Consider the following 24237-nt stretch of genomic DNA (forward strand, 5'->3'; position numbering starts at 1 on the left):
CCGTCGCGCGCGGGCGGCGCCGAGGGTCCGGTGGTCCGTGCCGTCGCGCTCCTCGCCCCGGGAACCGCGAACTCGCCCGGCGGGGGCAGCCCCGTAAACGGTGAACTCGCCCCGCAGGGGCACTAGATTGACTCGCGGACGAAGCAGGGAGCGGCTGGTCAGGGGGCAGGGCGATGGACAGCGACGGGACCCAGGACGCGCGGGGCACGCATGCCCGGCCGGTGCCGCGTCCGGCGGGACCGGCGGACGCGGCGGTGACACCACCCCGGCCGGCCCGGGCACCGGGCGTACCGCCGTTGCCGGACGGATCCGCGTTCCTGGCCTGGCTGCGGGCACCGCGGCCCGAGGCCGCCCCTGGGGTGTGGCGGTTCGGTTACCGGCCCCGGCCCGAGCAGGAGCCGGAACGGATCCCCGCCCGGCAACTGCTGAGCGGCGCGGTGATCGCCTTCCTGGTGGGCTGGCTGGTCTGGTCGCTGCTGTGGAACGGCTACCTCGGCGGCTGGTGGGTCCTGCCGCTCGAACTGTTCACCCCCGACTCCTGGCGCCACAGCGACGACCGGGTCGGCAACGCGTTCCTCTGGTACGGCTACTACACGCTGATCGCCCTCGCCATCATGATCGTCGTCGGCCGCCTGGGCCGCTGGGGTGAGGTCTGGCGGCGCTACGGACTGCCCGCGTGGCACCGCGCCGCCCCCGTCCACGAGCGCCAGCCCGCGCCCGAGGAGGACCCCGCCCAGTGGAACCACCTGCGCGCCGCCGGAGCCGCCGACGCCGCCGACCGGCTCGCCGCCGAGGCGGGCCGCGGGCTGATGCGCGATGTCGACCACGCCCGGATCGCCCGCGCCTGGCAGGGAGTGCGCAGCGGACGCCACAGCCTCGCCACGTTCACCGCCGCCGTGCTCAAGGACGGCGCCGCCGCCTGCCTGCACCCCTCCGGCGAGCGCGACCTGCCCGGCCGACTCGCCCGCCACGACCTGGTGACCGGACAGGTACGGCTCGGCGCGACCGCCGACGACCCGCGCAACCCCTACGCCTACCGCGACACCGGACTGGCCCTCGGCCCCGATCTGCTGGGGACCTCACTGCTCGCCGTCGGCCCCGCCGGCTCCGGCAAGACCGGCGCGGTCGTCTGGCCGCTCGCAGAGTCGCTGTGCCTGCACGCCCTCGCCGGGCGCGCAGCCGTCGTGGTGGTGGGCGCCGCGGGCGCCGGGCTCGGCCCCGTCGACGCGTACGACGTCGTCGTCCGGATCGGGAACCCCGAGTCCGTGTACGACCTCGACCTCTACGGCGGGACCACCGACCCCGACGAGGCCGCCGCGGTGCTCGCCGAGGCGCTGGTCGGGGACCTCGCCGACCCGCACCCCGGGGGCGACAGCCGGCGCTCGACCACCGTGCTCGCCCAGCTGCTCGGCCCCTACCGCGCCGTCCACGGGCGCTTCCCCTCCGTGCCCGAACTGCGGCAGCTCCTCGACGGGGCGCCCGGACCGCTCGGCGCGCTGCGCAAGGCACTGCAGGACGGCGGACAGGAGTCACTGCTGCGGGAACTCGACGCCCGGGAGCGCCAGATGGGGCACCCCGGCGACGTCGGAAGCGTCCTCGCGGACCGTGTCGCGCTGCTCGACCGGCCCGCCTTCGCCGGCTTCTTCGACACCTCCGGACAGTCGCGGCCCTTCTCCCTGCGGGCCCTCGACCACCCGGTGCGGGTACGCGTCGACCTGCCCGCGCGCGGGCACGCCGACGCCTCACGGATCCTCGCGCGGCTCGTGCTCGCGCAGTTCACGGCGAGCGTCGCGGTGCGCGAGGACCGCTCGCTCTTCGCCTGTCTCGTACTGGACGACGCGACCGGACTGGTCACACCCGAGGCCGTACGGGGCATCCAGCGCCTGCGGTCGGGCAACGCCGGGGCCGTGCTGACGCTGCGCACGCTCGACGACGTACCGCGCCCCCTGCGCGGCCCCCTGCTCGGATCCATCGGATGCCGGATGGCGCTGTCCGGACTCACCCCCTGGGACGGGCAGGACTTCGCCGAGGTGTGGGGCAAGGAGTGGATCGAGGCGCGGGACGTCACCGACCGGCAGATCATCGCGGAGACCCCGGCGGGGAAGGCCGTGCACATGCTGCGGCGGGTGATCACCGGGCACGCCCCGACCGCACGGGCCGTCACCGTCCGGCAGGTCGAACGGGAGCGGTGGTCCGCGTCCGAACTGGCGCACGGGGTACCGCCGGGGCACGCGGTGCTGTCGCTCACCACCGTGCGCGGTGAGCACGCGCCGCCCCTGCTGGTGGATCTGCGCGGCTGACCGGGGCGTCCGGACATCAGGTCACCGGCCGACCGTACGGTGAGGCAGAATCGACATAGGTCGTTCATACGTTGCGGCCAAAAGATCCAAAAGATCACACCTCCCGTGGCCGTCGAAGATCCTGTGAAGACCTGAAGGTCCCATGCCCCCCACGCTCGCCTCGCTCGTCCACCACTCCGCGCTCAAGCTGACCGTGCGGGCCGGCGAGGACCGACTGGACGTGCCCGTCCGCTGGGCCCATGTCAGCGAGCTCGCCGACCCCGTGCCGTACATGGAGGGCGGGGAGCTGCTGCTCATCACCGCGCTCACCCTGGACGCGGAGGACCCGGACGCCATGCGGCGCTACGTGAAGCGGCTCGCGGGAGCGGGGGTCGTCGGTCTCGGATTCGCGGTCGGCGTCAACTACGAGGAGACCCCCAAGGCACTCGTCGACGCGGCCGAGGAGGAAGGGCTCCCGCTGCTGGAGGTACCCCGGCGCACGCCGTTCCTGGCGATCAGCAAGGCCGTGTCGGCCGCGATCGCCGCGGACCAGTACCGGGCCGTGACCGCCGGCTTCGCCGCGCAGCGCGAGCTGACCAAGCAGGCCCTGAGCGACGGCTCCCAGGGACTGCTCGCCGCGCTCGCCGGACAGGTGGACGGCTGGGCCGCGCTGTACGACGCCTCGGGCGCCGTCGTCGCCGCCGCGCCCGAGTGGGCCGGACGGCGGGCCGGGCGGCTCACCCCGGACGTGGAACGGCTGCGCGAGCGGCCCGCCCCCGCGAGTTCGGTGGTGGGCGGCGAGGACCGCGTCGAGTTGCACTCCCTCGGGACCGGACGCAGGCCCCGCGCCGCGCTCGCCGTCGGAACGGCCACCGCCCTCGGCACCGCCGAGCGGTACGCCGTGCACTCGGCGATCGCGCTGCTGACGCTCACCACCGAGCGGTCACGGCCACTGCACGCGGCCGAACAGCGGATCGGCGCGGCCGTGCTGCGCATGCTGCTCGCCGGCCAGCCCGAGCACGCCCGGACCGTGGCGGGGGACCTCTACGGGGAACTGCTCGACGCGCCCTTCCGGCTCATCCTGGCCGAGTCGGCGTCCGCCTCGGCGGCCCGGGCACACGCGGACGGGCACGCCAGGGTCGCCGCGGCGAAACCGTCCAAGGCCCAGGTGGTGGTGCCGGACACGAACGGCGACCCGCTCGGCGGGCTCGCCGAGATCGTGGAGTCGGCCGCGGCCCGCTCGGGCGAGTCCGTGCTCGTCGTGCCCGACGGCGAGCGACTGGTCGTGCTCGCGGTCGACGGAGGCGCGGCGGTGGCCGCGTGCGGGGAGTACGCCCTCGCCCTGGACGCCGCGCGGACCGGAGCCCGGGAGCAGCCGGCGGGCGAGGACGACGAGTTGGTCGTCGGCCTGTCGGCCCCGGCCGGGCCGATCGCCGCGGCCGCCGCCTACAAACAGGCCGAACAGGCGCTGTCCGTCGCCCGGCGGCGGGGGCGGTCGCTGGTCGAGCACGAGGAACTGGCCGCGGGATCGGTGCTGCCGCTGCTGGCGGACGACGCGGTGCGGGCGTTCGCCGACGGACTGCTGCGGGCGCTGTACGAGCACGACGCGACCGGGCGGGGGGATCTGGTGGCCTCGCTGCGGGCGTGGCTGTCCCGGCACGGGCAGTGGGACGCGGCCGCCGCGGACCTTGGTGTGCACCGGCATACGCTGCGTTACCGGATGCGGAGGGTCGAGGAGATCCTCGGGAGGTCCCTCGACGATCCGGATGTGCGGATGGAACTCTGGCTGGCCCTGAAGACGACGGCTGCCGCCACCGAATAGGGGGTTTCGCCCCCGCCGCCCTTGCCCGTCCCTTCCCTGGGGGCTGCCGCCCCCAGACCCCCGCTCCGGCCTTAAGGGCCTTGTCCTCAAATGCCGGACGGGCTGGAGATGCGGGCCCGCGCTGGAGATTTCGGTGTGCGCTGGAGATTTTGGAGTGCGCTGGATGGTTCCGGACGGGATGAGGGTGCGGGCCTGCGCTGATGGGTCGCCCTCGAAGGCTGACGCCGGGGGTCATGTCTCCAGCCCGTCCGGCGTTTGAGGACGAGCCCTTCGGGCGATGCGGGGGTCCAGGGGGCGGCAGCCCCTTGGCGGGGGTCTGGGGGCGGAGCCCCCAGGGATGGGATGGGTCGGGTAGGGGCGGCGGGGGCGAGACACCCCGAGGTCACCGGGACAAAGCGGCGTGCCCCGCCGGGTGACTGCTACGGCTCGGACAAATACCCCTCCGCCGCCACGGCCCTACCGTGGACCACGAAAACCAAGGACGACTCCTCAACCTCGGAAGGGCCGGGACTCGACATGACTTCCACCCACGCCTTCTGGCTCGCCGGCCGCCAGGCCACCGGCGAGACCGCCTTCGACGTGACCTCGCCGTGGGACGGCCGGGTCGTCGCCCAGGTCAGCGTCCCGACCGAGGCCCAGGTCGAGGAGGCCGTGGCCGCCGCGTACGCCGTACGCGACGAGTTCGCCGCCACCCCCGCCCACGTCCGCGCCGCCGCCCTCGACCACGTGAGCCGCCGCCTCGTCGAGCGCACCGAGGAGATCGCGCAGCTCATCTCCGCCGAGAACGGCAAGCCGATCAAGTGGGCCCGCGGCGAGGTAGGCCGCGCGGTCTCCGTGTTCCGCTTCGCCGCGGAGGAAGCCCGCAGGTTCAACGGCGGCGAGGCCCAGCGCCTGGACACCGACCTCGGTGGCCAGGGCCGCCTCGCCCTGACCCGCCGCTTCCCGAAGGGCGTCGTCCTCGGCATCGCGCCGTTCAACTTCCCCCTCAACCTGTGCGCCCACAAGATCGCCCCGGCCATCGCCGCCGGCGCGCCGATCATCCTCAAGCCGGCGCCCGCGACGCCGCTGTCGGGCCTGATCATCGGTGACCTGCTCGCCGAGACGGACCTGCCCGCCGGTTCGTGGAGCATCCTGCCGGTCTCCAACGACCGCATGCCCGCCCTCGTCCAGGACGAGCGCCTGCCCGTGATCTCCTTCACCGGTTCCGAGAAGGTCGGTTACGCGATCATGGACTCGGTGCCCCGCAAGCACTGCACCCTGGAACTGGGCGGCAACGGCGCGGCGGTCGTGCTCGCCGACTGGGCGAGCGACGCGGACCTGGACTGGGCCGCGACGCGGATCGCCACCTTCTCGAACTACCAGGGCGGCCAGTCCTGCATCTCCGTGCAGCGGGTGATCGCGGACGCGTCCGTGTACGACCGGCTGCTGCCGCGCATCGTCGCCGCCGTCGAGGCCCAGGTGACCGGTGACCCGTCGGACGACAAGACCGACGTCGGCCCGCTGGTCAGCGAGGACGCGGCCAAGCGTGTCGAGGCGTGGGTCGACGAGGCGGTCGGGGCCGGCGCCTCGCTGCTCACCGGCGGCAAGCGCGACGGTGCCTCCTACGCGCCGACGGTTCTCGCCGACGTGCCGGACGACGTCACCGTCTCCTGCGAGGAGGTCTTCGGACCGGTCCTCACCGTGCGGAAGGTGGACGGCGAGGCAGCCGCCTTCGCCGCCGCCAACGACTCCAAGTACGGCCTGCAGGCGGGTGTGTTCACCCACGACCTGCAGGGTGCGTTCCGCGCGCACCGGGCGCTGGAGGTCGGCGGCGTCGTGGTCGGTGACGTGCCGTCCTACCGCGCCGACCAGATGCCGTACGGCGGTGTGAAGCAGTCCGGCGTCGGGCGGGAGGGCGTGAAGTTCGCGATGGACGACTACACCTACGAGCGCGTCCTCGTGCTGACGGGCCTCGCACTCTGAGCGCTGCCCGAACGATCGCCGACGGCCGGAGTCCACTGTGCGGGGGCTCCGGCCGTCGGCGTGTCCGGGGCTCCAGGGGCGGAAGATCGGCTGCTTCTCGGTGCGGAGCGGGTTCATCACGTTGTCGTTGAGGTCGAGGTGGCGGCGGACCACTTCGGCGGGGGTCAGGGCCATCCACTGGGCGAGGCTGACGTCCTCGAAGCGGGGGCGCCGGGAACATTTCGAGCAGCTTCAGTGCTGTGTCGCCGGTGTTCTCGATGTAGTGACCCACGGCGAACGGACGTATCCGAGGTCGCCGGTCTGGTAATCGAATGTCCTGTTGCGTCCTTCTCGGGTCGGCAGCCGTCTTTCACCATGGTCACGATGAGGTAGACGTTCAGGCGGCTCTGCGAGCACGCCTGCTGGCCGTCGACGGCCCCGATCAGGTCCCCGCCGTGTACTCGGCCGCAGCGGACCTGGACACCACCTGTGACCAGGTACGCGCATGGCTCGGGAACTGGAACCGGAGCATGGAGGCCTCGGACGAGTGAGCTCAGCCTCCCGGGAGAGCGACATCCGACATCGGTCGACCTCCCGCGCGGCAAGAGGCGACCGCGTCCGGCCGCTCGGGCCGCTCGGGCCACTCCGGTCGCTCGGGTCGCTCGGGCCGCTCCGCGGCGGCGCTTCCGCCCGCCCGGCCCGTTCTGCGTTGCGGGGGTCACCGCCCCGCAGCAGGCTGTTCGACAGGGAGGGGGACGGTGAGGAAAGGAACCCCGCGATGACCCAGCAACCGCCCACGTCGCCGCTCGACCGGCCGGTGGTCGGCTCGTACCCGACCTACGAGGGCGCGCAGCGTGCGGTCGACTTCCTCTCCGACAGCAAGTTCCCGGTGGAGCACACCGCGATCATCGGCTCCGACCTGCGGATGGTGGAGACGGTGCTCGGCAGGCTCACCCGCGGCCGGGCCGCCCTGGCCGGCGCGGGCTCGGGTGCCTGGTTCGGGCTGCTCGTCGGCCTGCTCCTGTCGCTGTTCGCCGCGGGCAACCATCACGTCCTGGTGCTGATGATCAGCGGCCTGTTCTACGGCGCCATCTTCGGCGCGCTCTTCGGCTTCGTCGGTCACGCGTTCACCGGAGGCCGCCGCGACTTCGCGTCCCGGAGCCAGATCGTCGCGGCCCGCTACGACGTGGTCGCCCAGGCGGAGGTCGCGGAGGAGGCGAAGAACCTCCTCGTCAAACTCGGCTGGCGCGAAGGCTGAGAAGGCCGCGATGCCAGGGACGCCCGGGAAACCCAGGAAGGCCGCATGGGACGGCCGTTCGGCCGCCGCGCGTCACACGGCCGTGCTCCTCCTGGCCCGGCGCCCGGTGTCGAGGGCAGCGGCGCCCGCCGTCGCCACGGCGGCCGCCGCGAGGCAGAAGAAGGCCGGGTTGACGTACCGGGGGACGTGGCCGGTGGCGTACCGCCCGCCGTCCCCCGTCTCGCAGACGAACCGTACGGGCAGATAGCTCACCGTGTAACCGGTGATGCCGGGGTCCCGCGCCCACTCCTGCCATCCGGGCGTACGGCACGGCCGGATCGGCGCCGAGTCGGTGCCGCCGTCCTCCGCCGCCAGGACCGCTCCGGCGACATGGAGCAGGCCCCACACATACACGGCGACCGCGGCGGCACCCACGAGGGCGGCCGGCCCGCGCAGCCGCCCCGCGCCCGCGCGTCCGAGCCTCCCGAAGCCGTACCCGGCGAGGGCGACGCAGGCGCCCAGCCCGCCGGGAAGCAGCAACAGGAGCACAAGAACCATCCGCCGACTTCAGCAGGACAGGACCTGCCCCGCTGTGGTGGAGGCCACAGTTCCGGGCAACGGAAGCGTCACGTGCCGTCCGCGACCGTCAGGCGCCCGCCGGGGCCGGCCCCGTGCTCGCGCGGATCGTCAACTCGGGTGCGATGAGCGCGACTTCGCCGTTGCCACGCCCCTCCAGCTTGGCGATCACCTGCTCGACGGCGTGCCGGCCCATCTCCTGCGCGGGGATGGCGACCGACGTCAGCCGCACCGAGGCCTGCGTGGCGACCTGGTCCGGACAGATCGCTATCACCGACACGTCCTCGGGGACGGCCCGGCGCTGCCGGCGCAGCAGGGCGAGCAGCGGCTCGACCGCGGACTCGTTCTGCACGACGAAGCCCGTGGTGCCGGGGCGCTCGTCGAAGACCCGGGCCAGCGTCAGGGACATCGCGTCGAAGCCGCCCTCGCAGGGGCGGTGCAGCACACGCAGTCCCAACTCGCGGGAACGGGACCGGAGTCCGTCGAGCGTGCGCTCGGCGAAGCCCGTGTGCCGTTCGTAGACGGCGGGCGCCTCGCCGATGACGGCGATGTCCCGGTGGCCCAGCACGGCCAGGTGCTCGGCGCACAGCGCGCCCGTCGCCCCGAAGTCGAGATCGACGCAGGTCAGTCCGGAGGTGTCGGCGGGCAGGCCGATCAGCACGGACGGCTGGTCCGTCCGGCGCAGCAAGGGCAGCCGCTCGTCGTCGAGTTCGACGTCCATCAGGATCATCGCGTCGGCGAGCCCGCTGCCGGTGACCCGGCGCACGGCGTCGGGCCCCTCCTCACCGGTGAGCAGCAGCACGTCGTACCCGAAGGTGCGGGCGTGGGTCGCCACCGCGATGGCGATCTCCATCATCACGGGTACGTACATGTCGGTACGGAGCGGAACCATCAGCGCGATGATGTTGGACCGGCTGCTCGCCAGGGCCCGGGCGCCCGCGTTCGGGTGGTAGCCGAGTTCCTGGATGCTCCGCTCCACCCGCTGCCGGGTCGCCGCCGAGATGGACCGCTTGCCGCTGAGGACGTAGCTCACCGTGCTCGCCGAGACTCCGGCGTGCTGGGCGACCTCGGCGAGGGTGACCATCCGGCTCTCCAAGCTGCGTGAAGCGCTTCGACAGTGCGCGTGGCACCGACGGGGGCGGCGGGGTGAGGCGGCTCGACAGTAGCCCGGTGGAGAGAGTGTGTCCATAGGTGTCCTCGGCGTTCATCGGCGTCGAAGCGCTTCGACACCGACCTCGTGCGCGCTCGTCGCGAGATGCCCGGACGGACCTCCCGTCACCGGGCTCCTCCGAAGAGCCGGGGAGACGGTGACCGTCGAGGGGCCTCACGCGGACGGTCCCCCGAACGGCCCCGTGATGTGACACCCGGTGCGGCGGCGACGGCCGCGAGGGAGCAATGTGGAACCTGTCAGGCGACACCGGATGGAAAGCCGCGTACGCGGCGTACGTCGACTGCTCCCCGCAGGATCGGGGGACGGCCCGAACGCTGCGCGAGGACTGGTGGGGTCGCCCGCAATCAGGTACATACGATCGAGTAGCACCGGTCAGTAACGAAGACCCCCAGTGATCCCTATTCGCGGCGAGGTGAGCTTCTTGTCCGCAACACCCCACCGGCCCACAGTCACCGAACGTGAGGCCCGTCAGGTCGCCGAGGCGGCGCGGGAGCAGGACTGGCGCAAGCCCAGCTTCGCCAAGGAACTGTTCCTCGGGCGCTTCCGGCTCGACCTGATCCACCCGCACCCCCTGCCGCCCGACGAGGCGGTCCAGCGTGGCGAGGAGTTCCTCGCCAAGTTGCGCGACTTCTGCGAGACGAAGATCGACTCCGCCCGTATCGAGCGCGAGGCGCGGATCCCCGACGAAGTCGTCGACGGGCTCAAGGAGCTCGGCGCCCTCGGCATGAAGATCGACACCAAGTACGGCGGCCTCGGCCTCACCCAGGTGTACTACAACAAGGCCCTCGCCCTGGTCGGCTCCGCGAGCCCGGCGATCGGCGCGCTGCTCTCCGCGCATCAGTCGATCGGGGTACCCCAGCCGCTGAAGATCTTCGGCACCAAGGAGCAGAAGGACACCTTCCTGCCCCGCTGTGCCCGGACCGACATCTCGGCCTTCCTGCTCACCGAACCGGACGTCGGCTCCGACCCGGCGCGGCTGGCCACGACCGCCGTGCCGGACGGCGACGACTACGTCCTCGACGGCGTGAAGCTCTGGACGACCAACGGTGTCGTCGCCGATCTGCTCGTCGTCATGGCGCGGGTGCCGAAGTCCGAGGGCCACAAGGGCGGCATCACGGCGTTCGTGGTGGAGGCCGGTTCCGACGGGATCACCGTCGAGCACCGCAACGCCTTCATGGGCCTGCGCGGCCTGGAGAACGGTGTCACCCGCTTCCACCAGGTGCGCGTCCCCGCCGCGAACCGGATCGGTCCCGAGGGCGCGGGTCTGAAGATCGCGCTGACCACGCTCAACACGGGCCGGCTCTCCCTCCCCGCCATGTGCGTGGGGGCGGGGAAGTGGTGCCTCAAGATCGCCCGCGAGTGGTCCGCCGCGCGCGAGCAGTGGGGCAAGCCGGTCGCCTTCCACGAGGCGGTCGGAGCGAAGATCTCCTTCATCGCGGCGACTACGTTCGCCCTGGAGGCGGTCGTCGACCTGTCCTCGCAGATGGCCGACGAGGACCGCAACGACATCCGTATCGAGGCCGCCCTCGCCAAGCTGTACGGCTCCGAGATGGCCTGTCTGATGGCCGACGAACTGGTCCAGATCCGCGGTGGCCGCGGCTTCGAGACCGCCGCGTCCCTCAAGGCCCGTGGTGAACGGGCGGTCCCGGCCGAGCAGATCCTGCGGGACCTGCGCATCAACCGCATCTTCGAGGGCTCGACGGAGATCATGCACCTGCTGATCGCCCGCGAGGCCGTGGACGCCCATCTCTCGGTGGCCGGTGACCTCATCGACCCCGAGAAGTCCCTCTCGGACAAGGCGAAGGCGGGCGCCAACGCCGGTGTCTTCTACGCCAAGTGGCTCCCGAAGCTGGTCGCGGGCCCCGGTCAGCTCCCGCGCTCGTACGGCGAGTTCCAGCACGGCGTCGACCTCTCGCCGCACCTGCGCTACGTCGAACGCAGCGCCCGCAAGCTGGCCCGCTCCACCTTCTACGCCATGTCCCGCTGGCAGGGACGGATGGAGACCAAGCAGGGCTTCCTGGGCCGGATCGTCGACATCGGCGCCGAGCTCTTCGCGATGAGCGCCGCCTGTGTGCGCGCCGAACTCCTGCGCACCAGCGGGGAGCACGGCCGCGAGGCGTACCAACTCGCCGACGCCTTCTGCAGGCAGTCCCGCATCCGCGTCGACGAACTCTTCGGGCGTCTGTGGACCAACACCGACGAGCTCGACCGCAGGGTCGTCAAGGGCGTGATGTCGGGCACCTACACCTGGCTGGAGGAGGGAGTCGTCGACCCGTCCGGCGACGGCCCGTGGATCGCCGACGCGACGCCCGGTCCCGCTCAGCGGGAGAACGTGCGCCGGCCCATCCGCTGACCCCGGTCCCGGCAGGCACGGGCGGTGTCCGACGCCCTCAGGCGCGTCGGTCACCGCCCTCTCGATGCCGGGCCGCCGTCCGTTCCGGCCGGGGCGGGCGGCGGCCTGCCCGGGGATCAGCAGTACTTGTCGCTGGGATCCCGCGTCGTCCACGAGCACGAGTCGACCTTGGAGCCGCTCGCCTTCGTGAGCGTGGCGGTGTCACTGGTGTTGTTCCAGACGTACGCGCGCCGGCGTTGGAACTTGTCCGCCGCGGTGTCCGTACCGCTTCCGGTGTGCACCTTCATGGTCTTGCCCGCCCCGATTTTCACGTTGGGGAAGGTGTACCTGTGGTTCGACACGTCCTTCAGGACCCAGCCCTTGAGCGGGACCGCCGCGGAACCGGTGTTCTTGAGCTGCACCCACTCGCCGTTGAGGCTCGCGTTGGAGCGGTTGTCGGAGCCCGGGCTGTCGAACCAGACGTGCTGGATGGTCACACCGCCGGCGGCCTGCGCCGGAGTGCTGAGAAGAAACGTGCCCGTCAGTGCCACGGCGCCCGCGAGTGCGGGCAGGGCAGCGCGAATCCGCATGAGAACCCCCCAGGGTGTCGTCCCCCGGCCGGTCGTCCACCGGCCAGTAGTGAAGTGTTATCACGTGATCTTCACGTGAGATTCACAAAGGGTGATTTCGTGTCCTCGGGTACGCCGGGGTGTCAACGGGGCCGGAGCGGAAGAGGGGAGCCCTGTCCTGCGCGGTCCGCGTTGCGGCCACAATGGGGGGATGAGCGACAGTCCAGCCCCCCTCGCTGATCCGCATCTTGTCTTCGACCCCGTGGACGGAGTCCGGGATGTCGTGATCCTCGGCTCCACCGGGTCGATCGGGACCCAGGCCATCGACCTCGTGCTGCGCAACCCCGACCGCTTCCGCGTCACCGGGCTCTCCGCCGCAGGCGGCAGGGTCGGACTGCTCGCCGAGCAGGCCCACCGACTGCGGGTGCGCACGGTCGCGGTCGCACGCGAGGACGTCGTCCCCGCGCTGCGAGAGGCACTGGCCGCCCAGTACGGCGCCGGTGAGCCGCTCCCCGAGATCCTCGCGGGAGCCGACGCCGCCACCCTGCTCGCCGGATCCGACGGTCACACCGTCCTCAACGGCATCACCGGCTCCATCGGTCTCGCCCCGACCCTCGCCGCCCTGGAGGCGGGCCGCACCCTCGCGCTCGCCAACAAGGAGTCGCTCATCGTCGGCGGCCCGCTGGTGAAGGCGCTGGCCAAGCCGGGACAGATCATTCCCGTCGACTCCGAGCACGCGGCCCTGTTCCAGGCCCTGGCGGCCGGCACACGCGCGGAAGTCCGCAAACTCGTCGTGACCGCCTCCGGGGGACCATTCCGGGGCCGTACCAAGGCGGAGCTGGCGCACGTCACACCGGCCGACGCCCTGGCCCACCCCACCTGGGCCATGGGACCGGTCATCACGATCAACTCCGCGACCCTGGTCAACAAGGGACTGGAAGTCATCGAGGCGCACCTCCTCTACGACATTCCCTTCGATCGCATTGAGGTGGTCGTGCACCCGCAGTCGTATGTCCACTCGATGGTTGAGTACACGGACGGATCGACACTGGCGCAGGCGACGCCCCCCGACATGCGGGGGCCCATCGCCATCGGCCTCGGCTGGCCGGAGCGCGTCCCCGACGCGGCCCCGGCCTGCGACTGGACCAAGGCGTCGAGCTGGGAGTTCTTCCCGCTCGACAACGAGGCGTTCCCCTCGGTCGGACTCGCCCGGCACGTGGGCCGGCTCGCGGGCACGGCCCCGGCGGTGTTCAATGCCGCCAACGAGGAGTGCGTCGACGCGTTCCTGAACGGCGCACTGCCGTTCAATGGGATCGTGGAGACCGTCACACGGGTGGTCGAGGAACACGGAACACCCCGATCGGGAACTTCCCTGACGGTGGCGGACGTCCTCGAAGCGGAGACCTGGGCGCGTGCCCGGGCCCGTGAACTGACGGCACAGACGACAACCGCGGAGGCTCGTGCATGACGACCCTGATGATGATCCTCGGCATAGTCGTCTTCGTGGTCGGCCTGCTCATCTCGATCGCCTGGCACGAGCTGGGACATCTGTCGACGGCCAAGCTCTTCGGCATCCGTGTGCCGCAGTACATGGTCGGCTTCGGGCCGACCATCTGGTCCCGGAAGAAGGGCGACACCGAGTACGGGGTGAAGGCGGTCCCGCTCGGCGGCTACATCCGCATGATCGGGATGTTCCCGCCGGGTCCCGACGGCCGGATCGAGGCACGCTCGACCTCGCCCTTCCGGGGCATGATCGAGGACGCCAGGTCCGCCGCCTTCGAAGAGCTCAAGCCCGGTGACGAGACCCGCCTCTTCTACACGCGCAAGCCGTGGAAGCGCGTGATCGTGATGTTCGCGGGCCCGTTCATGAACCTCGTCCTGGCCGTCGCGATCTTCCTCGGCGTGATGATGACGTTCGGCGTGCAGACCCAGACCACCACGGTCGGCAAGGTCTCGGACTGCGTCATCCAGCAGAGCGAGAACCGCTCGAAGTGCGCGGCGAGCGATCAGGCGGCGCCGGCCAAGGCCGCCGGTCTCAGGGGCGGCGACAAGATCGTCGCGTTCGACGGCAGGGCGGTCGGCGACTGGTCGGTCCTGCAGTCCGACATCCGCTCCAACCCCGGCAAGGACGTCACCATCACGGTCGAACGCAAGGGACAGCGGCTCGACCTCAAGACCCACCTGATCAAGAACCAGGTCAGCAAGACGGACGGCAACGGCGGCTACGTCGAGGGCAAGTACGTGTACGCCGGCTTCCTCGGCTTCACCCCCGCCTCCGGCATCGTCCAGCAGTCGTTCGGACAGTCCGTGGACCGCATGGGCGACATGATGCAGAACGGCGTCGAGTCGCTGGTCTCGCTGCCCGGCAAGATCCCCGACCTGTGGAACGCGGCCTTCGGCGACGGGCCGCGCAAGGCGGACTCCCCGATGGGGGTGGTCGGCGCGGCGCGCATCGGCGGGGACGTCTTCACCCTCGACATCCCGGCGTCCCAGCAGGTCGCGATGATGCTGCTGCTGGTCGCGGGCTTCAACCTGTCCCTCTTCCTGTTCAACATGCTCCCGCTGCTCCCGCTCGACGGCGGGCACATCGCGGGCGCGCTGTGGGAGTCGCTGCGGCGGAACGCGGCGAAGGTGCTCAAGCGGCCCGACCCGGGTCCGTTCGACGTCGCGAAGCTGATGCCGGTGGCCTACGTGGTGGCCGGGATCTTCGTCTGCTTCACCCTTCTCGTCTTGATCGCGGACGTGGTCAACCCGGTCAAAATCTCCTAGTAGGGCGCCGTTCACGGTGGCCGGGCACCCTGGGGTGCCCGGCCACCATCCGTTGGGTGGGTTTAGGGGCGTGATGTGCTCGCGCGTGCGCCGGTGCCGTAATCTCGGATCCTGGAGCCCACGATTCCGGGACCTTGATCCACAACTTGGGGTTGCACAGCAGATGACTGCGATTTCTCTCGGCATGCCGTCCGTTCCGACCAAGCTCGCCGAGCGCCGGAAGAGCCGGCAGATCCAGGTCGGAACCGTGGCCGTGGGTGGAGACGCACCCGTCTCGGTGCAGTCGATGACGACCACGCGTACGTCGGACATCGGCGCCACGCTGCAGCAGATCGCCGAGCTGACGGCGTCCGGCTGCCAGATCGTCCGGGTCGCCTGCCCGACCCAGGACGACGCGGACGCCCTCGCGACGATCGCCCGCAAGTCGCAGATCCCGGTGATCGCGGACATCCACTTCCAGCCGAAGTACGTCTTCGCCGCGATCGACGCGGGCTGTGCCGCGGTGCGCGTCAACCCCGGCAACATCAAGCAGTTCGACGACCAGGTCAAGGAGATCGCCCGGGCCGCGAAGGACACCGGCACCCCGATCCGGATCGGCGTCAACGCCGGCTCGCTCGACCGGCGCCTGCTCCAGAAGTACGGCAAGGCGACGCCGGAGGCGCTCGTCGAGTCGGCGCTGTGGGAGGCGTCCCTCTTCGAGGAGCACGACTTCCGGGACATCAAGATCTCGGTCAAGCACAACGACCCGGTCGTCATGGTCAACGCCTACCGGCAGCTGGCCGCCGCCTGCGACTACCCCCTCCACCTGGGTGTGACGGAGGCGGGCCCCGCCTTCCAGGGCACGATCAAGTCGGCGGTCGCCTTCGGCGCGCTGCTGTCCGAGGGCATCGGCGACACGATCCGCGTCTCCCTCTCGGCCCCGCCCGTCGAGGAGATCAAGGTCGGCCTCCAGATCCTGGAGTCCCTCAACCTCAAGCAGCGCGGTCTGGAGATCGTCTCCTGCCCGTCCTGCGGCCGCGCCCAGGTCGACGTCTACAAGCTGGCCGAGGAAGTCACCGCCGGCCTCACCGGCATGGAGGTCCCCCTGCGCGTCGCCGTCATGGGCTGCGTGGTGAACGGACCGGGCGAGGCCCGCGAGGCCGACCTCGGCGTCGCCTCCGGCAACGGCAAGGGGCAGATCTTCGTCAAGGGCGAGGTCATCAAGACCGTGCCCGAGTCGAAGATCGTCGAGACCCTCATCGAGGAAGCGATGAAGCTCGCCGAGCAGATGGAGGCCGACGGGGTCGCCTCCGGCGAGCCTTCGGTGGCCGTGGCGGGCTGACCCCCGTCATCCCCGGGGCTCCGGCCCCCGGACCTCCCCTCGAACACCGACGGACCGAAGACGCACGCCCCGGCACGGGGAACTACGCACCCGACCCCGCTTTAAGGGGGCGCGGGGAACTGCGCGCTCAGCTCCCGCGCACCGGTGGCCGATCGCGTTCGGGCGGCCGGTGTTCCCGGGGCGCAGCCCCTGGGGTCAGGGGCGCGGGGAACTGCGCACCGAGCCCCCACCCACCCGCACCCGAGAACGCCCACCCCGCACAAGGGGCGGCGCCCCATAACCTCGCCAGGTACAGTGCGGAGATCAGCAGACCCCAGGGTGAGGCCCCCGTACGTGTTGACCCAGACCACCACCAGGGTCCTCGAACCGAGTGACCTGGACGCCGCACTCGCCGTGCTCAACCGTGAGCCGGTCGTCAACGCCTTCGTCGCGTCCCGGGTGCAGATCGCCGGCCTCGACCCCTGGCGGCTCGGCGGCGAGATGTGGGGCTGGTACGAGGACGGCATGCTGCAGTCCCTCTGCTACGCCGGCGCCAACCTGGTTCCGATCTGTGCCACCCCCCGAGCCGTCCGCGGCTTCGCCGACCGCGCCCGCCGGGCCGGCCGCCGCTGCTCCTCGATCGTCGGTCCCGCCGAGGCCACCGCCCAGTTGTGGCGGCTGCTCGAACCGAGTTGGGGCCCCGCCCGCGAGGTCCGCGCCCACCAGCCCCTGATGGTCACCGACCGCCTCCCCGCCGACATCGCCCCGGACCCCTACCTCCGCCGTATCCGTAAGGACGAGATGGAGACGATCATGCCGGCGTGCGTGGCGATGTTCACCGAGGAGGTCGGCGTCTCGCCGCTCGCCGGTGACGGCGGCCTGCTCTACCAGGCACGGGTGGCCGAACTCGTCGGCACCGGACGCTCGTTCGCCCGCCTCGACCAGAACGGCAAGGTCGTCTTCAAGGCCGAGATCGGCGCCGCCACCCCCCAGGCCTGCCAGATCCAGGGCGTCTGGGTCGCCCCCGAGTACCGGGGCCAGGGACTCGCGGCCCCCGGCATGGCGGCCGTCCTGCGCTACGCCCTCGCGGACGTCGCCCCCCTCGTCAGCCTCTACGTCAACGACTTCAACACGGCCGCCCGGGCGACCTACCGACGCGTGGGCTTCCAGGAGATCGGGGCGTTCATGAGCGTCCTGTTCTAGCCACGCCGCGGGCCACCCCCGCCGCCACCGCCCCGAGGAGCCGCTCTGAGCCCCGTACGTGCCCTGTAGTCTCCCCGGCATGCTGCGCTTTCCCGGTCAGGGGCCCCGCACCCCCGACGACGTGGTCATCGGCCCGCTGGATCTCGCCGCGCGCGTCGACGAGGCGCTCGCCGTCCAGGCACTCGCCTTCGGACTGGGCGCCGACGAGATCGCCGTCCGCCGGCAGATCGTGCTGCGCCACCTCACCAGTCCGGGAGCCCGCGCCCTCGGGGCCACCACCGCCGACGGACGGCTCGTCGGATTCGTCTACGGCATGCCCAACGACCGTGGGCACTGGTGGTCCACCGTCGTCGAGCCCTACCTGCGCGCGCGGGGCAACGACTCCTGGCTCGACGACTCCTTCGTGATCACCGAGCTGCACGTCCACCCGCGTTACCAGAACCGCGGCTCGGGCCGCGCCCTGATCACCGGCATCACGGACAGCGCGGCCCAACCCCGCTCGATCCTCTCGGCCATCGACACGGACAGTCCCGCCCGCGGCCTGTACCACTCGCTGGGCTACGAGGACCTGGCCCGGCAGGTCCTCTTCCCGAGCGCGCCGAAACCGTACGCCGTGATGGGCGCGCCACTGCCGCTGCGGCGCCCCTGACGGGCGGCCCCGGGGCGAAACGGATTTCCGGGGACGGCGGCCCCCCGGCTAACCTCCTTGCCATCACCCTTACGCAGCAGGAGTCGAGAACCATGGCCCAGGTCCAGCGCATGTCCCGTTTGATGGTCAAGACACTGCGTGACGACCCGGCGGACGCCGAGACGCTCAGTCACAAGCTGCTGGTCCGCGCCGGCTACGTGCGCCGCAACTCCGCGGGCATCTGGACCTGGCTGCCGCTCGGCAAGAAGGTTCTCGACAACATCTCCCGGGTCGTCCGCGAGGAGATGGACGCCATCGGCGCCCAGGAGGTCCTGCTGCCGGCCCTCCTCCCCAAGGAGCCCTACGAGGCCTCGGCCCGCTGGGAGGAGTACGGCGACCTGCTGTTCCGCCTCAAGGACCGCAAGGGCGGCGAGTACCTGCTCGGCCCCACCCACGAGGAGATCTTCACCCTGGTGGTGAAGGACCAGGTCGCGTCGTACAAGGACCTGCCGGTCATGCTGTACCAGATCCAGACCAAGTACCGCGACGAGGCCCGCCCGCGCTCCGGCGTGCTGCGCGGCCGCGAGTTCCAGATGAAGGACTCGTACTCCTTCGACACCACGGACGAGGGCCTCGCCGAGTCCTACGCGCTGCACCGCGCCGCGTACCAGAAGATCTTCGCCCGGCTGGGCCTCGACTACCGCATCGTGTCAGCGGTCTCGGGCGCCATGGGCGGCTCCGCCTCCGAGGAGTTCCTCGCCCCCGCCGCGGCCGGCGAGGACACCTTCGTGGACTGCCCGGCCTGCGACTACGCCGCCAACACGGAGGCCGTGACCTTCAAGCTCACGCCCGTCTCCGAGGAGCACGGCCCGGTCGAGGAGCTGGACACCCCCGACACCCCGACCATCGAGACGCTCGCCCGGCACCTCGGTGTCCCGGCCTCCGCCACCCTCAAGAACCTGCTGGTCAAGGTCGACGGCGAGATCGTCGCCGTCGGCGTCCCGGGCGACCGCGAGGTCGACCTCGGCAAGCTGGGCGAGCACCTCGCGCCCGCCGTCGTGGAACTGGTGACGGCCGAGGACTTCGAGGGCCGCGACGACCTCGTACGGGGTTACGTGGGCCCGCAGGGTCTGGAGAAGGTCCGGTACATCGCCGACCCGCGGGTGGCGCCGGGCACGGCCTGGGTCACGGGCGCCAACAAGGCCGACACGCACGCGAAGAACGTCGTCGCGGGCCGTGACTTCGAGGTCGACGACTACCTCGACGTCGTCGTCGTCGAGGAGGGCGACCCCTGCCCGTCCTGCGGCGCCGACCTCAAGCTGGACCGCGCCATCGAGATCGGCCACATCTTCCAGCTCGGCCGCAAGTACGCCGACACCTTCCAGCTCGACGTCCTCGGCCAGCAGGGCAAGCCGGTCCGCGTGACCATGGGCTCCTACGGCATCGGTGTCTCGCGCGCGGTGGCGGCGCTCGCCGAGCAGTCGGCGGACGAGCAGGGTCTGTGCTGGCCCAAGGAGATCGCCCCCGCCGACGTCCATGTCGTCGCCGCGGGCAAGGCGCTGCAGACCGAGCTGGCCCTCGACGTCTCCGAGAAGCTGGGCGCCGCGGGCGTGCGGGTCCTGGTGGACGACCGCGCCGGTGTCTCCCCGGGCGTGAAGTTCACCGACGCCGAGCTCATCGGCGTACCGCAGATCCTGGTCGCCGGTCGCCGCTCGGCCGAGGGCGTCCTGGAGCTCAAGGACCGCCGCACCGGCGAGCGCGAGGAACTGACCGTCGACGAGGCGATCGCCCGACTGACGGCCTGACCGAGGCAGGCAGGCAGGTAGGCAGGCAAGTAGGCAGGACGGCCCGGCCGGGGTACGACATCCCGGCCGGTGGCCGGACGTCCGCCCCGGAAGACGCCTCCCGGAACGTGCTTCGCGGAATGCGCTTCGCGGCGTCACCGGTGCCCGGCACGCCTCACTCCGGCCGCTCGTCGGCCGTAGGACGCCGTCACACCGCTCCATCCGGGCCAGGAAAGGGCGCCGGGCCTCGCCGGCTCAGAGCCAGCCGGCGAACTCCAGCAGCAGTTCGGCGTCCTGCGTACGCCCCACCCGCTGCGCCCGCACGCCGGACTCGACCGCCCGGAACAGGGTCCAGCCGCGCAGCCGCTCCTGGTCCACCTCCAGCGACTCGGCGAGCCGCTTCACCCGCCGTCGGGTGATCGAGGCACCCGAGGGCGAGGCGATCAGGTCCTCCACCCGGTCACGGACCAGCCGGGCCAGATCGAAGGCGCACTCACCGATCACCGGGTCCGGGCCCACGGCCAGCCAGGGCATGCGCTCACCGGCGAGCACCTTGCTCTGCCGGAACGTGCCGTGCAGCAGTCGCTCCTCGGGCGGGCCGGCGATCAGTTCCTCGCGCGCCGCGAGCGCCGCGTCGACCAGCTCCACGACCTCGGCATCGGTGTCCGCCGCGGCCCGCATCGCCTCGGCCTGCCGCCCGGTCCGCTCGGCCACCGTCTCGAAGGCGTGCACCTGAGCGGCGGGCGGGTCGACCCACAGCCGCCGCAGCGTACCGGCCGCCTCCAGCAACGCCTTCGCCTCCGGCAGCGAACGCACGGACAGATCGGGCCGCAACCGCTCCAGCAGCAGCACTCCGTGGACGTCGCCCGCCACACCGCGGGGAGGCAGGAGCTGCACAGCGCCCCGGCCGCCCCAGTGGGCGAGCGCGGCCCGCTCGCTCTCCGGACGCGCCCGCTCCGGAGCCAGCTTCAGTACCGCGGGTGTCCCGTCGGCCTGCCGCACCAGCACGACCAGACTGCTGCGTCCGCCGGGCGCCTGCACCCGCTCCACGGTCAACTCGCGTAGACCGACAGCCTGTTGAACCACCTCGGCCAGCTCGTCGAGCCACTTGCCCGACTCATCGGCCCCCTTGGTCCCGTCGGACCCGCCCCGCTGCGCCTCGCCGAGCGCCCGCACCAGGCGCTGCGGCGGTTCGAAAGCCATGCGGGAGTCCATGCGGGAGGGGTTCCTTCCGAGAGTCGCGTCAGGTGTGCGAGGGCGCCGCCGCGAACGAGGCGGCCGTCCGCTCGGCGAGACCAGGGAAGGCTACGCTCTCCCCGCGCCAGCGCACTCCCCGCACCGCCGCCTCCCGCAGCGCCTCGGCCGCCGAGCGCCGCCGGTCGCCCGAGGAGGCGCGCACCAGGTCGGAGTAGCTCCCGGCCACACGTTCCTCCAGCTCGGCGGCGAACCGTACGGCCGTGCCGGAGTCCTTGACGGCGAAGGGCAGCGCGTACGCCGCCGCCGCGGGCGCCGGCTGTCCCCCCAGGTCCCTTATGGTGCGCGCCAGTTCGTCGCGACGGGCACGGTGCGCGTCGTAGGCGGCGCGGGCCTCGCCCCGGCGGGACTCACCGATCCTGCCGCCGACGACTCCGTACCCGTACACCACGGCGTGCTCGGCGGCCAGCGCGGCCTGCAGGGCCGTCAGCTCCGCCGTCCCGGCCTTCTGCCCGGCCTTCCCGGCTTCCCGGGTCTCCCCGGCCTGTTCCGTCCCGCCCGTCGAGCTCACTTCTTCTCCTCCGTCAGCACGTACGCGTGGGCCGCGCCGGCGGCCGCCACCGAGGCCAGCAGTCTGGCCAACTCTCCCGGCACGTCCAGCAGGGCTCTCGTGCGCCGGTCCACCAGGGCGAGTTCGGCCGCCGCGAGGTCGGCGAGGGCGTCCTTCTCTCGGGCCGGCACGGCGGGCGAGGCACTCGCGGAACCCGAAGCCGAGGAGACGGCGGAAAGCGAGCCCGAGGAGGCGGCGGAAGCAGAGTCCGAAGGGGACGCGGAAGCGGAGTCCGAGGGGGACGCGGAAGCGGAGGCGGACGGTGAGGCCGAGGGCCGGCTCCCGGTGCCGCCGAACGCCCGCGCGTGCCGTACGACCTCGTTCCGCAGCGGGTCCAGCCGCTTCGCCAGCGGCGGATGGGCGGCGATCACGGCGGCGTAGCGCGCCGCGAGCGTCTCGCTGTCGCGGGCGGCACGCGCGCGTGCGGCGTCGGCGGCCGAGGGACTCCGGGCCGCGGTACCGGAGGACGGCGACTCGGGAGCGGAACAGCCCGCGAGCACGGCGGCGCCCGCGGCCGACGTGAGCAGGCTCCTTCGGCGCGGACCCGACCCGGTGCGGGACGGCGGGGTGAACGACACGGCAGACGTCCTCGGAAGGCTCGTACGAACGGGAGGGCGGCGCGCCCGTGATCACGGTACCCGCGCCGGGACCCGGCGCTCGCCAGCGGCTCTCCCGTACCTCCGCCGGGCCGGTTCCCGGGCAGCCGTCGGCCCTTCCCGTGACCGCCCCGATGGACGGCAACACCCCCTGCGACCGGATACCCTTTGACCAGACACGCGACCAACCCACAACAGCACACGCGGCCGAGGAGTCACCCGGATGAGCACCACCCAGAGCGAGAGGCTGCGAGAACTTCTGGAACCGCTCGTCAGCTCCCAGGGACTCGACCTGGAAGAGATCGAGGTGGACTCGGTCGGACGCAAGCGCGTGCTGCGGGTGGTAGTCGACTCGGACGCCGGTGCGGACCTCGACCAGATCGCCGATGTGAGCCGCGCGCTCTCGGCGAAGCTCGACGAGAGCGACGCGATGGGCGAGGGCGAGTACACCCTCGAGGTCGGAACCCCCGGTGCCGAGCGCGAGCTCAAGGAGCACCGTCACTACGTACGCGCCACGGACCGGCTGGTGAAGTTCCAGCTGGGAGACGGCGCCGAGCTGGTCGCCCGCATCCTGAAGGCCGACGACGACGGCCTCGACGTGGAAGTGCCGGGTGTGAAGGGGCGCAGGCCCACCACCAGGCGGATCGCCTTCGCGGACATCGCCAAGGCCCGCGTCCAGGTCGAGTTCAACCGTAAGAGCAAGAACGAAGAGACCGAAGAGAACGCAGAGGAGGCGTAGCCGTGGACATCGACATGAGTGCCCTGCGGGGTTTGGTACGGGAGAAGGAGATCTCCTTCGACCTGCTGGTCGAGGCGATCGAGTCGGCCCTCCTCATCGCCTACCACCGCACCGAGGGAAGCCGCCGCCACGCGCGCGTGAAGCTCGACCGGGAGACCGGTCATGTGACCGTGTGGGCGAAGGAGGACCCCGAGGACCTGGAGGAGGGGCAGGAGGTACGCGAGTTCGACGACACCCCGTCGGGGTTCGGCCGGATCGCCGCGACCACCGCCAAGCAGGTGATCCTCCAGCGTCTGCGCGACGCGGAGGACGACGCGACGCTCGGCGAGTACGCCGGACGTGAGGGCGACATCGTGACGGGCGTGGTCCAGCAGGGACGCGACCCGAAGAACGTGCTCGTCGACATCGGCAAGCTGGAGGCCATCCTGCCCGTGCAGGAGCAGGTCCCCGGCGAGACGTACCAGCACGGCCTGCGCCTGCGCTCGTACGTCGTCCGGGTGGCGAAGGGCGTGCGCGGTCCGTCCGTGACGCTGTCACGCACGCACCCCAATCTGGTGAAGAAGCTCTTCGCGCTGGAGGTGCCGGAGATCGCCGACGGATCCGTCGAGATCTCCGCCATCGCCCGCGAGGCCGGCCACCGCACGAAGATCGCCGTCCGCTCGACGCGCTCGGGCCTGAACGCCAAGGGTGCCTGCATCGGGCCCATGGGCGGCCGGGTGCGCAACGTCATGGCCGAGCTGAACGGCGAGAAGATCGACATCGTCGACTGGTCGGACGACCCGGCCGAGATGGTGGCGAACGCGCTGTCCCCGGCCCGCGTCTCCAAGGTCGAGGTGGTCGACCTGGCGGCCCGCTCCGCGCGGGTGACGGTCCCCGACTACCAGCTGTCACTGGCGATCGGCAAGGAGGGCCAGAACGCCCGCCTCGCGGCCCGCCTCACCGGCTGGCGGATCGACATCCGTCCGGACACCGAGCAGCCCTCCGAGCAGCCCGCCGAGCGGCGCGGGGACCGGAGCGGCGACCGGGGCGGGGAATAGATCCAAGCCGCGAGTGGCTTGGATCACGACAGTTATCTGCGCAGCAACTGTTCGATTCTTGCCCCAAAAGGGGTGAGGTCGGTGCGGAGAGGTAGACTTAAGAGTGTCTGGCCGGACGCGAGCCCGCGCATGCCCTGAACGCACCTGTGTGGGGTGCCGGGAACGAGCGGCCAGGACTGATCTGCTGCGGGTCGTGGCGATCGAGGGTGAATGCGTCCCCGATCATCGCGGTACGCTGCCCGGCCGGGGTGCGTATGTTCACCCCGCCCTGGTCTGTCTGGACCTGGCGGTACGCCGCCGGGCGTTCCCAAGGGCGCTGCGTGCCCCGGGAGCGCTCGACACAGCGGCGTTGCGCCTCTGCGTCGAGCAGGCAACACCGTAAGACGTGTCGTACGGAACCCCCGTGCGGCCCTGGTACCCCGCGAGTTGGAAGTAGGTCGAGATTGCGAT

Annotated in this window: 20 protein-coding genes; 14 read left to right on the forward strand and 6 right to left on the reverse strand. The window is 71.7% G+C overall.

From position 1 onward, the window contains the following. Positions 1 to 173: 173 nt before the first annotated feature. The 4 genes from OHB41_RS32580 (at position 174) to OHB41_RS32595 (ending at position 7300) form a co-directional block, all read left to right on the forward strand. Positions 174 to 2300: an ATP-binding protein gene (locus OHB41_RS32580; protein WP_266701787.1), complete on the forward strand. Its 2127-nt coding sequence runs from the start codon at positions 174 to 176 to the stop codon at positions 2298 to 2300. Positions 2301 to 2442: 142 nt separating this feature from the next. Continuing rightward, positions 2443 to 4101, forward strand: coding sequence for a PucR family transcriptional regulator (locus tag OHB41_RS32585; protein WP_266701789.1), 1659 nt, complete (start codon positions 2443 to 2445; stop codon positions 4099 to 4101). A gap of 516 nt (positions 4102 to 4617) precedes the next feature. Beyond that, positions 4618 to 6063, forward strand: coding sequence for an aldehyde dehydrogenase family protein (locus OHB41_RS32590; protein WP_266701791.1), 1446 nt, complete (start codon positions 4618 to 4620; stop codon positions 6061 to 6063). A 757-nt stretch (positions 6064 to 6820) separates the two neighbouring features. Next, positions 6821 to 7300, forward strand: a complete 480-nt coding sequence (locus OHB41_RS32595) for a YflT domain-containing protein (RefSeq protein ID WP_266701793.1) — start codon at positions 6821 to 6823, stop codon at positions 7298 to 7300. 72 nt (positions 7301 to 7372) lie between these two features. On the opposite strand, the gene OHB41_RS32600 is transcribed toward OHB41_RS32595, so the two are convergent. Together OHB41_RS32600 and OHB41_RS32605 are read right to left on the reverse strand one after the other, a co-directional pair. Further along, positions 7373 to 7837 carry a hypothetical protein gene (locus OHB41_RS32600; protein ID WP_266701795.1) on the reverse strand — a complete coding sequence of 155 codons (465 nt, stop codon included), beginning with the start codon at positions 7835 to 7837 and terminating at the stop codon, positions 7373 to 7375. An 88-nt stretch (positions 7838 to 7925) separates the two neighbouring features. Continuing rightward, on the reverse strand, positions 7926 to 8939 hold the full coding sequence (locus OHB41_RS32605; RefSeq protein WP_266701797.1) for a LacI family DNA-binding transcriptional regulator: 1014 nt from the start codon (positions 8937 to 8939) through the stop codon (positions 7926 to 7928). Positions 8940 to 9438: 499 nt separating this feature from the next. Between OHB41_RS32605 and OHB41_RS32610 the strand changes: the two genes are divergently transcribed. Continuing rightward, the gene (locus OHB41_RS32610; protein WP_451289560.1) at positions 9439 to 11379 is read left to right on the forward strand and encodes an acyl-CoA dehydrogenase family protein; all 1941 of its coding nucleotides are present in this window, start codon (positions 9439 to 9441) and stop codon (positions 11377 to 11379) included. A gap of 116 nt (positions 11380 to 11495) precedes the next feature. Here OHB41_RS32610 and OHB41_RS32615 read toward each other — a convergent pair whose 3' ends face one another. Further along, the gene (locus tag OHB41_RS32615) at positions 11496 to 11948 is read right to left on the reverse strand and encodes a lamin tail domain-containing protein (RefSeq protein ID WP_266701806.1); all 453 of its coding nucleotides are present in this window, start codon (positions 11946 to 11948) and stop codon (positions 11496 to 11498) included. Positions 11949 to 12138: 190 nt separating this feature from the next. Here OHB41_RS32615 and dxr point away from each other — a divergent pair, with 190 nt between their 5' ends. The 6 genes from dxr to OHB41_RS32645 all read left to right on the forward strand — a co-directional run bounded on the left by dxr (position 12139) and on the right by OHB41_RS32645 (position 19632). Continuing rightward, entirely contained in the window at positions 12139 to 13395 is a 1257-nt protein-coding gene (gene dxr, locus OHB41_RS32620) for a 1-deoxy-D-xylulose-5-phosphate reductoisomerase (RefSeq protein WP_266701808.1), read from the forward strand. Next, complete coding sequence (locus OHB41_RS32625) at positions 13392 to 14696, forward strand: M50 family metallopeptidase (protein WP_266701810.1); 1305 nt, start codon at positions 13392 to 13394, stop codon at positions 14694 to 14696. The genes dxr and OHB41_RS32625 overlap by 4 nt, the downstream gene beginning before the upstream one ends. Before the next feature lie 163 nt (positions 14697 to 14859). Further along, a complete protein-coding gene (gene ispG / locus OHB41_RS32630) occupies positions 14860 to 16017 on the forward strand; it encodes a flavodoxin-dependent (E)-4-hydroxy-3-methylbut-2-enyl-diphosphate synthase (protein WP_266701812.1) in 1158 nt (385 codons plus the stop codon). A 333-nt stretch (positions 16018 to 16350) separates the two neighbouring features. Next, positions 16351 to 17199: a GNAT family N-acetyltransferase gene (locus OHB41_RS32635; protein WP_266701814.1), complete on the forward strand. Its 849-nt coding sequence runs from the start codon at positions 16351 to 16353 to the stop codon at positions 17197 to 17199. 79 nt (positions 17200 to 17278) lie between these two features. Then, positions 17279 to 17848 carry a GNAT family N-acetyltransferase gene (locus OHB41_RS32640; protein WP_266701816.1) on the forward strand — a complete coding sequence of 190 codons (570 nt, stop codon included), beginning with the start codon at positions 17279 to 17281 and terminating at the stop codon, positions 17846 to 17848. A 92-nt stretch (positions 17849 to 17940) separates the two neighbouring features. Next, positions 17941 to 19632, forward strand: a complete 1692-nt coding sequence (locus tag OHB41_RS32645; protein ID WP_266701818.1) for a proline--tRNA ligase — start codon at positions 17941 to 17943, stop codon at positions 19630 to 19632. Positions 19633 to 19866: 234 nt separating this feature from the next. Here OHB41_RS32645 and OHB41_RS32650 read toward each other — a convergent pair whose 3' ends face one another. From OHB41_RS32650 to OHB41_RS32660, 3 genes are all read right to left on the reverse strand, one after another. After that, complete coding sequence (locus OHB41_RS32650) at positions 19867 to 20814, reverse strand: aminoglycoside phosphotransferase family protein (RefSeq protein ID WP_266701820.1); 948 nt, start codon at positions 20812 to 20814, stop codon at positions 19867 to 19869. Between the two features lie 40 nt (positions 20815 to 20854). Then, entirely contained in the window at positions 20855 to 21295 is a 441-nt protein-coding gene (locus OHB41_RS32655; RefSeq protein ID WP_266706306.1) for a ferritin-like domain-containing protein, read from the reverse strand. A 77-nt stretch (positions 21296 to 21372) separates the two neighbouring features. Then, complete coding sequence (locus OHB41_RS32660; protein ID WP_266701822.1) at positions 21373 to 21993, reverse strand: hypothetical protein; 621 nt, start codon at positions 21991 to 21993, stop codon at positions 21373 to 21375. 241 nt (positions 21994 to 22234) lie between these two features. On the opposite strand from OHB41_RS32660, the gene rimP reads away from it, so the two are divergent. The 3 genes from rimP (at position 22235) to OHB41_RS32675 (ending at position 24169) form a co-directional block, all read left to right on the forward strand. Next, positions 22235 to 22750, forward strand: a complete 516-nt coding sequence (gene rimP, locus OHB41_RS32665) for a ribosome maturation factor RimP (protein WP_266701824.1) — start codon at positions 22235 to 22237, stop codon at positions 22748 to 22750. A 2-nt stretch (positions 22751 to 22752) separates the two neighbouring features. Next, positions 22753 to 23787: a transcription termination factor NusA gene (gene nusA / locus OHB41_RS32670; RefSeq protein WP_266701826.1), complete on the forward strand. Its 1035-nt coding sequence runs from the start codon at positions 22753 to 22755 to the stop codon at positions 23785 to 23787. Between the two features lie 103 nt (positions 23788 to 23890). Beyond that, positions 23891 to 24169 (forward strand): YlxR family protein, encoded by a 279-nt coding sequence (locus OHB41_RS32675; protein WP_266701828.1) that lies wholly within the window; start codon positions 23891 to 23893, stop codon positions 24167 to 24169. Positions 24170 to 24237: the final 68 nt, after the last annotated feature.

Origin of the sequence: Streptomyces sp. NBC_01571, from assembly GCF_026339875.1 — a bacterium.
In the GTDB taxonomy this organism is placed as follows: Bacteria; Actinomycetota; Actinomycetes; order Streptomycetales; family Streptomycetaceae; genus Streptomyces.